Source organism: Burkholderia sp. GbtcB21 (genome assembly GCF_019091065.1).
Classification (GTDB): Bacteria; Pseudomonadota; Gammaproteobacteria; order Burkholderiales; family Burkholderiaceae; genus Burkholderia; species Burkholderia pyrrocinia_C.
This window is the reverse complement of record NZ_JAGXKA010000003.1, coordinates 631,179-640,341: the sequence shown is the minus strand read 5'-3', so window position 1 is coordinate 640,341 and position 9,163 is coordinate 631,179. Positions and strand designations below refer to the sequence as shown.

The 9,163-nt window shown below is 54.6% G+C and carries 5 protein-coding genes and 1 pseudogene; 1 reads left to right on the top strand and 5 read right to left on the bottom strand.

Annotated elements, in window-relative coordinates:
• Window positions 1-345 precede the first annotated feature (345 nt).
• Window positions 346-1,116, top strand: a pseudogene (locus tag KVT39_RS10940) (integrase core domain-containing protein); the annotation flags it as partial.
• 178 nt (window positions 1,117-1,294) lie between these two features.
• Here KVT39_RS10940 and KVT39_RS10935 read toward each other — a convergent pair.
• The 5 genes from KVT39_RS10935 to KVT39_RS10915 form a co-directional block, all read right to left on the bottom strand.
• On the bottom strand, window positions 1,295-4,513 hold the full coding sequence (locus KVT39_RS10935; protein WP_217588963.1) for an RNA-directed DNA polymerase: 3,219 nt from the start codon (window positions 4,511-4,513) through the stop codon (window positions 1,295-1,297).
• A gap of 344 nt (window positions 4,514-4,857) precedes the next feature.
• Entirely contained in the window at window positions 4,858-5,340 is a 483-nt protein-coding gene (locus tag KVT39_RS37950; protein WP_254640412.1) for a hypothetical protein, read from the bottom strand.
• A gap of 320 nt (window positions 5,341-5,660) precedes the next feature.
• The gene (locus KVT39_RS10925) at window positions 5,661-7,523 is read right to left on the bottom strand and encodes a methyl-accepting chemotaxis protein (protein ID WP_217588961.1); all 1,863 of its coding nucleotides are present in this window, start codon (window positions 7,521-7,523) and stop codon (window positions 5,661-5,663) included.
• Between the two features lie 158 nt (window positions 7,524-7,681).
• Window positions 7,682-8,350 (bottom strand): OmpA family protein, encoded by a 669-nt coding sequence (locus KVT39_RS10920; RefSeq protein ID WP_217588959.1) that lies wholly within the window; start codon window positions 8,348-8,350, stop codon window positions 7,682-7,684.
• Window positions 8,351-8,389: 39 nt separating this feature from the next.
• Window positions 8,390-9,154 carry a flagellar motor protein gene (locus KVT39_RS10915; protein ID WP_175960529.1) on the bottom strand — a complete coding sequence of 255 codons (765 nt, stop codon included), beginning with the start codon at window positions 9,152-9,154 and terminating at the stop codon, window positions 8,390-8,392.
• Between the last annotated feature and the right edge of the window lie 9 nt (window positions 9,155-9,163).

Genomic DNA, 9,163 nt, shown 5'->3' with positions numbered 1-9,163 from the left:
TTGACCAACTGGTCCAGCAGTTCCTTGGGCAACTCAGGCAGCGGCCCGCGGGCCGCTGCCTGACGCGCTACGGTTTGTCTCTTCTTTTTCATCGGCATATCCATGACTTTTATACCTCATGATATGCCCCGCCCACGAAATGACGGATAGGTCCGGCGTAGCCCGTAGCGGCAATGCGCGCCGCGAACAGCAAGGAGTCCGCCATGACTCAGGAGCAGAAGGTAATTCGTGCCAAGGTCGGCATACTTGAGTTGGCCCGGCAACTCGGCAACTGCATCAACCGAAAACCGGCGAGCCCACTAACTTACGAATGGTGTACTCGGCGGGGTAAGGTCAGTCGGACCGACAAAGAACGAAGTCCTCAAACGGCATGCGCTGTCCGTCTCGCCCCAAGGCGTCCGTAGCATCTGGTTGCGCCACGATCTGGAGACCATGCCGAAGCGCCTGAAGGCCTTGGAGGCCAAATCCGCCCAGGAGGGGTTGGTGCTGACCGAGGCACAGCTCGTCGCGCTCGAACGCGCCAAGCACGAGAAGGAAGTGCACGGCGAATTCGAGTCCGAATGTCCGGGCTACTGCGGCGCGCAGGATACGTTCTATGTCGGCAGCCTCAAGGGTGTCGGCCGTGTCTACCAGCAAACTTTCGTCGATACCTACTCGAAGGTTGCGTTCGCCAAGCTCTACGATCGCAAGAAGCCCTTGCCGGCGGCTGACCTACTCAACGATCGCGTTGTCCCGTTCTTCGACGGCTTCGGCATTCCACTGCTGCGCGTGCTGACAGACCGCGGCACCGAATATTGCGGCAACCCCGAGCATCACGAATACGAGCTGTATCTGGCCTTGGAGGACATCGACCATACCCGCACAAAGGCCAAGTCGCCGCAAACCAACGGGATCGTCGAACGGCTGCACAAGACCATGCTCAACGAGTTCTATCGCATCGTCTTCCGCAAGAAGATCTACGACTCGATCGCCACCTTGCAGACAGACCTTGATGCGTGGCTCGACCAGTACAACAATGAACGAGAGCATCAGGGGCGCTGGTGTTATGGCAAGACGCCGATGCGTACTCTCCTCGATTCGCTCGAACTCGCCAAGGAGAAACTCATCCCCCATTGATGACTCGTTCTTTGTCGGTCCGACTACCTGTCAGATCGAGTCCCGGCTAATACATTTGATGTTCCTCGGTGCTCGCACCGTCTCTGAGTCCAGTCGATCGAAGCGACTGCCGTGGACCAGGGATATATCACCCTGGCGGTCAGTCAATTCGTACAAAGCGGGCTATCCATCAGCGGCATTATTTCGGAGGCAGCCTTCTCCTTCTCGTTGCAAGCTTGTAGCCTTCCGGCAAAGGCTTAAAACTATCTCCATCCTGAGGCCACCGTGTAGCTCGACTCTGGAAAGCCCGCAACCCATCTATGTCCAATGTCGCCGCGACCACAAAATCATTATCGCCACCTCTAACCCTAGCGATATCTCTTAAAAACGACTCTTTCGACGGCGACCTAACTCTACTATCCCCATACAAACGATTATTCACAAGTATGGTATATGCATGCACATCTAACGCGGAAGACTCAACAAGAGCCGAAAAGGTGTCCAAATCTTGATTCCAGCTAAGCACCATCAACGCATCCACCTCCCCCTGGAACTTAATTCTTGCTTTACTATTTTGCAACTCTGAGCACACCATCACACCGAAATTCACTTTATTGTGAATATAAATCGGCTTCCTCTTACTACGCCCAGACGTCATACAAACCCACTTCTTCCCATACCTAGACGCCAATTCCTTATCTTCCCCAACCGCAGGCTCTAGTTTCGGCTGCCAAATCCTTACATTAGCATTATAGCCGAGGCGATCGTCCACCAAGACTAAACAAGCTTCACTAATGATTCCATCACTTCCGACGTGGCGATACTCCGTCCCCGCAATCAAACTAATCCCGGCAGCAGAAAGTCTAGCCGATATGCTATTCACCCAACGGAGCGGAATAGACAACTCAGGAAAAACAATATAGTCCGGCCTCGGATTCAATTTAATCGCCTGATTTACCAAATTCGATATTCTCTGATAGCGATCACGAGACAAATTTGACTTATTCGACACCATTGCAGCCCAGTCCGAATTATCTGTTTTCAAATTCGTAAGCGCAACAGTAACCTTCTTCCTCACACCAGTCCCAATTTTTATGTATTTATATTTCCTAAGGAATTTCGCCTGATCATCATTATCCTGCTCAGCAGCAGCCAATGTTGGCTTGATCCACACACCACGCAAAGCTTGCGTATAAAGGGCCCAGATAACAGACGGGCGATGTCTGCAAGATTTTCCATCCCTTCTACGCAATCCCACGCACTCCGGCGCCAGCTCTGAAATTTCAGCAGGAGTTAACGGTCGCGTCGGAAAAATGTATGGAAGATAGCTTTCATTTTTCCTTTTTTCCGCCACCACACTCGCAAGTCGACTATCTTTAGTTGATTTTATAAAATCCTTAAGAATATCAACATCAATTAATCCAGATTGTCGAATTTTATCGAGAACACGCACATCCTTCTTAACACCGAGCTTGTTAACAAGCTTCCCCGCAGAAGCACCCCGCAATATTTCCTTATACGGAATCTTCGCAAGATCAGCCAATGCAACAAGTGGAGCCTTTGCATTAAAATCGCCTGAATCAAATTCGAATTTTAACCAATCCCCAATTTCAACAAGACTTCCGAATATCCCATCTAAAAACAACTTGGCCAATCGTCGTTCCCGCGGAGAACGCGTACCCAAAAACAAACGACTAGGATCATAATACCGAGCCGCAGCATCAACAAATAACCAAGCGAGCGTCCCCTTAACCGATCGCCACAAATCGCACCCCGCCTTCACCTCCATTCCATTAATAATAATTGGAGCGCCATTCGGCGCAGCCCCCTCCAGCTTGTCTAACGAATCATATGCATGAAGTACGATCTTTTCGGCCTGCTGCCACTCATTCATGCTTATCGCAAATCCCAAAAGCCTCGGCAAATACGAAAAATGCGTGAACAGCGTATCCGGGCGAAGAACATGATTATGGCCAAACTGATAAAACTCGTCGCGTTGCTCTTTCCACTCTTGAGCCGGCAAATCTCGCGCCAACGTTTCAACATACCTCAATTGCATCGACCAACTTAACCGGTGAATGGTTAAACCGTCGGCCCGACGAAGAGTATCTGCACTCTCTCCAACCGTTCCTGCTGCCGATAGAACTCGCGCTGCAGTAGAATCGTCCAGTTGATCCGGAGATGGCATTAAACGACTTTCACTAGAAAGTTGACGAATTTCCTTTTCAATGCTATCAAGCAAATCAATTCCAGCCCTACCATGGAGAAGGAATAATTTCTGCTTGTTCGACTGCAGCTTAATTACACTACCCCCTTGCACCCCTTTTCCCTGCTGAATCTCCCATACCTGCCCCCCGTTCTTACCAGCCTTAAAAATGACATCCTTGCCCATACGATCTTGCAAATAACGCATGAAATCCTGGCTGTTATTTACTACCCCCGTATCGCGGAGCACCAGGAACATATCATCAACATAACGCCCGTAATGAATAGGTGCAATTTTCTCTCTAACCAACGAATCCCATCGATGTAAAATCACATTCGAAATCACTCGACTAGCAGTTAGCCCAATTGCCAATCCGCCCTGAATACCCCCTTTCCCTTCGATAATATTTTTCGAGAATAGACTTGCCTTTTTCGCCCATTTTGACAAAAATCTCGCCAATTGCGCCGTAAACTCCCGCTCTTCCGTCGAGAGATTCACCGAAAGCTCCGCCTGCAATTCCGGCAAAGTTATTGCCATTGGATCTATGAAATGATAATAACTCTTCAAGTCCAGCGATACAGCAATTACGTCCCGATTCTTCTCCAACTCCCCTCGAATCGCACCCAGTCCATCACTACGCCATTTCTGATATGGTTGGAAATATGGCGCGAAAGATCCTATAGCACTAACATGGAATTCCCTCACCTCCGAGCCATCAAGTAGCTCATCGTTACGTATTCGCCTCAGACGAGCGCCATAACACCCATCACTTAGTCCGGCGTCGAATTTGTGACCAATAGCATTGATCCACAAAGCCGATATAATATGACTCTCAACTGGAAAATCACCAATCACCCTAAACTCTGGAACAACATCACATTTCTTGAATAAATTATCCACCGCACGATCGGGACTTGAAAAATGGACATGCCCGTTAACATCGACACCATCCTTCGGCTTGCTCGATAATTTTTTTGGCAGTATTCTAAAATCCCCGAGGAAATCCTTGTTTTTATCAAATCCATTATTATCCAAAAGAGATTTCTGAAGTTTGGCGAGATTCTCAAGAAGATCCTGCTCGTACTCAGCAAATTTTATAGCTGCAGGGAATGTATTTTCGAAAAAACAATCCGCCTTTGCTTTTCGATAAGCGACAACCAGATCCTCCAGCGCCACCGCTTTCCAGCCATCGAACTTTGCCTGATACCCCATCACTAGATCCCTTATACTTATTAGATACCCCGAGAAATACGACAAGAATCATATATCTCATCGCCACTTGAATATTACCGCCCACCACATCCCGCCACCATCATGGCACCCCATATCATCACATTATTTATCTCGCCACATTTCTTTCAGGTGATCGCATGACCTTAAATTCGAAATCAAGAAAACGCGGCCAATACATCTCCACCCCTCTTCAAACACTGCAAATCGAATTTACAAAAAAATCAAACACCCATCAATGGAATATAGCATCACCCATGACTTCCAATTCCGATGAAATCCTCGAGTAATTCCGGTTATCCGGAAAATACATTACAAAAACAACCTTACCGCTTTTCTTCGGGGACTTGAGCTATTTTACAGGCAAGAATATTCGGAATCGTCACATCCATCCAGAGAACATAAACCCGCTCCCCCTGCCTAACCGCTACCGCCAACGTATTCGGCCCCTCCGGCACCCCATCCTGGCTTTTACCCAGCAGCAATGCATTCACCTCCGCGTCAGCCGGCTTTCGCTTGACTGGCAACTCGGCAAATCGAAACGCCGCAGCGTCATCACCAAACACGTCCGTATAAAAAGTCTCGTTATCGAAGATAACGGCAACCTCATCCGTCGACTTGAGCCCTGCATCCGCCGTCGCCACCCAAGCCTTCAAAAGTGGAACAATCGTCACAAAAAGACTCACCTTCCCGTCATCCGACTTGAGGAACAACCCATCCGGCCCCGGCGTCATCCCGTCGTCAACGATAGCACTCTGAACGTTGGTCCCAAGTTTCCCGGAAAACCCATTCGCCTTGACCGTCCCCACAGCTTTACCAGCTTAGCATTCGACTCGGCGGTATATTTCTTGTCCAAATCCGCCCGATCTTCCATCGAAGCCGCATTCACTGCCTCGGCAGCTTTCTTCCGATCCGCGAGATAAGAATCGGTCGGCGACGTAACGACCTTTGCCCCGACAACAGCGGTCAAAGCCAGGAGCACAACCACCCCCACCCCGACTTTCAGTTTGGAAATGCTTTTCATTCTTATATGACGTCCCCAAAAACCAGGCCCGAATGCAAAACGGCTGCCTTGACCCCACGGCAGCCGTCCCTCAGAAACGCCTCGTTCTAAAACGCCAAACAGACTTTATTCATCCACCTTGAAAGCCGACACCAGCTTGGTCAATTCAGCCGCCTGCTGCTTCAAACTCTCAGCCGCCGTCGCACTTTCTTCCACCAAAGCCGCATTCTGCTGCGTCATCTGATCCAAAGACTGCACCGCATCCCCAATCTGGTCGATCCCAGCACTCTGCTCCAGGCTCGCCTCTGCAATCTCGCTCATCATCGCGCTCACGCCCTGCACCTGCGAGACAACATCACTCATCACCTTCCCAGCCTCACTAACCAACCGCGACCCGGTATTCACCGTCCCCGCGCTATGTTCGATCAGCACCTTGATCTCCTTCGCCGCCTGCGCACTACGCTGCGCCAGATTCCGCACTTCCGAAGCCACGACAGCAAACCCACGCCCCTGCTCCCCCGCCCGCGCCGCCTCCACAGCCGCATTCAACGCAAGAATATTCGTCTGGAACGAAATACTGTCGATCATCACGATGATCTCGGAGATCCGCTGCGACGCGTCGCTGATCTGCTCCATCGTGCTAACGACCTCACCCACCACCTGCCCGCCACGCGCCGCCGTATCCGACGCGCCATTAATCATCTTCGCCGCCGTCGTCGCCGTCTCGGTGTTGTTCCGCACCACGGCCGTGATCTCTTCCATCGACGAAGCCGTCCGCTCCAGATTGCTCGACTGCCCTTCGGTGCGTTCGCTCAAATCCGCATTCCCCGAAGCAATCTGCGCCGACCCGGTCGCAATCGACGCCGAAGCCGCCCGAATCCGGTGAACCAGCGTCGACAACGACGACACGAACCGATTGAACGCATCCGACAACTGTCCGATCTCGTCCTGGCTCTCGACCGTCATCCGGCGCGTCAGATCACCCTGGCCGCTGGCGATCTCCGAAAGCAGCGTCGCCGCACGCCGAATCGGCGCGGCTATCGCACGCCCGACCAGCCAGATCACGATCAGCGCAACCCCAAGCCCCACCACCGCCGCAACCAGCGCGGCACTACGAATCGCACGCGTCACCGGCCCAAGCAGTTCCGCCTGCGGCACCTCGACGACGACATACGCATTCAGCTCCGGAATGAACGACGTCGCGATAAAACGCGCGCCGCCGTCGCCGTTGTAGCTCAGGTACGCATACGGCTTGCCGGCCAGCAGCGTCGACGAAGCATCGTCAGGCAGCCCATGCTGGTCTTTCAGGAAATGCTTGCCGTCGATCAGTGACGTATCGCGATGCATCATGATCGCGCCGTCCGGACGCACGAGATACGCGAACCCGGTCTCGCCGATCCGGTATGCCGAGATGCCCTTCGCGAGCGCATCGACGGACAGGCTCATGCTCGCTGCGCCGATCGGCACGCCGTCGAGTTCGACGCGGCTGTTGATGAACATCATGTAGCCGCCGACGGTCACCTCGCGATCCATGTTCACGTCGAACGCCTTGCCGGACGACAGGAAGCTGGTCAGCCACTGATCCTTGTCGGTGACCTTCCGCTGCAGGCCGGCTTCGTTGTAGTAATTGCCGCTCTTCACCGACACCCACTGCACGGACGCGGCCTTCTGCTCGTCCTTCACGTTCTTCGCGAGCTGGATCCAGTTGCGCGTGCCGGCGTCGGGTTCGCCTTCGGCTTCCCATTGCAGCAGGAACGCATCGCGCGCGAGAATGCGCGACGCGGCAATCGGCCCGGCCATCTGCCGCTGCACGTCGGCGCGAATGCCGTTCACAGCGGTCGGCAACTCTTCGCGGACGACGCGATCGCTCACTGCGTTGCCGATCAGGCGAATGCTCAGCCCGCTCGAAATCGCGACGAACACGAGCAGGCAACTCGTCATGCTGAGAATCAGCTTGTTCTGAATGGAAAGCTTGCGCCAGAAATGCATGGGGAACCCTCGATAACCGCTCGGTCTGAGCCAGTTTGAGTTATCGGCATGCAAGCACAGAAGCGCATCGCTGATTTCAGATATCGATCATGCGGGATTCGTTATGTCGTTGACAGGCGCGCATATGCGGTCGCCTATACGCGCAGGATCAGCGCAAATCAATACGCAACGAAGATCGTCACGCGCCGATTCCGCGCTCGCGCAGCGGCATCGTCACCCGCCACGAGCGGCTGCGTATCGGCCCGCCCGATCGCCGCGAGCCGATGCGGCGCCACGCCGCGCTCGGTCAGGTAGCGCACGACGCTCCCCGCGCGCGCCGACGAAAGCTCCCAGTTCGATTCGTATTTCGCGTTCGCAATCGGCACGTTATCCGTATGCCCTTCGACGAGAATGTCGCCTGTCGCGTGCTCGCCCAGTGCCTGCGCGATCTGGTTCAGCACGGGCGACGAACCGGGCAGCAAGCGCGCATCGCCGACGTTGAACAGGATCTTCGCGTCGATGCCGATCTCGACGCCATGCGGCGCCTTCACCAGCGAAATCCGCCCGTTCTTCTTCAACGTATCGAGCAACGCGAGCCAGGCCGGCGCGCGTTCGGGTGTTACGACATTGGCCGTACTCGCAGCGCCGCCGGCATGTCGCGCAAGCGTCTGGTATCGCGCGTCGAGCGCGTTGTATTTCGCGAGCTGGAGCACGTACAGCGCGAGAAACAGCACCATCAGCGTCGTGATGAGATCCGCGTACGAAATCAGCCAGCGCCCGGACTGCGTGCCTTCGAGTTCGTGGTCATCGCGATCGGCGGCGGTCGCGCCGTCAGTTCGGGCTGTCATACCGAAGATCCCTGTTTGTCGTACCGCATACGCAGCACATCACGCAAGCGACTCGGCCGCACGCCCGCGCACATCGCCGGTCAGCCGCGTTTCGATCGTATGCGGCGATTCCTTGCGCGAGATCGCGAGCAAACCGTCGAGATACAGCTTGCGAAACCGCAGTTCGCTGTCGATCTGCGCGCGCAGCTTGCCGTAAAGCGGCAGAAACACGAGGTTCGCAAACGCCAGCCCGTAAAGCGTCGCGATGAACGCGACCGCGATGCCCGGCCCGAGCTGCGCCGGTTCGAGGATATGGCTCGTCACCTGCACGAGCCCGAGCACCGATCCGAGAATGCCGAACGTCGGTGCATAACCGCCCGCCTGCTGCCACACGCGCACGGCGGCCAGGCGGCTGCGCTCGTATGCGTCGAGTTCGCGCTGCAATGCATCCTCGAGCACGGCGGTCGACACGCCGTTCGCCAGCAGTTCAAGCCCGCGGCGCGCGAACGGATGGATGCCGCTCACGTCCATCGATTCGAACGCAAGCAGCCCGTCGAGCTTCGCGCGGTCGCCCCATTCGAGCAGGTCGGACAGGTGCTTGCGATCGACCTCTCTCGCGCGCACGAACGCAAGCCGCAACTGCTTCACCGCGTCGAAGAAGCGTGCCCAGGTGTTCTGGATCATCACCGCGCCGAGCGTGCCGCCGAGCACGATGACGAGCGCCTCGAACTGGAACAGCATCGAAAAATGCCCGCCTTCCAGCGCGAACCCGAACACGATCGCCGCGCCGCCCAGCACCACACCGGCCAAGGTCAACAGATCCATACGCCTCCC

Coding starts and splice junctions, on each gene's coding strand:
- KVT39_RS10925 (WP_217588961.1), bottom strand. CDS start 7,523: ATGCATTTCTGGCGCAAGCTTTCCATTCAGAACAAGCTGATTCTCAGC.
- KVT39_RS10915 (WP_175960529.1), bottom strand. CDS start 9,154: ATGGATCTGTTGACCTTGGCCGGTGTGGTGCTGGGCGGCGCGGCGATC.
- KVT39_RS10935 (WP_217588963.1), bottom strand. CDS start 4,513: ATGGGGTATCAGGCAAAGTTCGATGGCTGGAAAGCGGTGGCGCTGGAG.
- KVT39_RS10920 (WP_217588959.1), bottom strand. CDS start 8,350: ATGACAGCCCGAACTGACGGCGCGACCGCCGCCGATCGCGATGACCAC.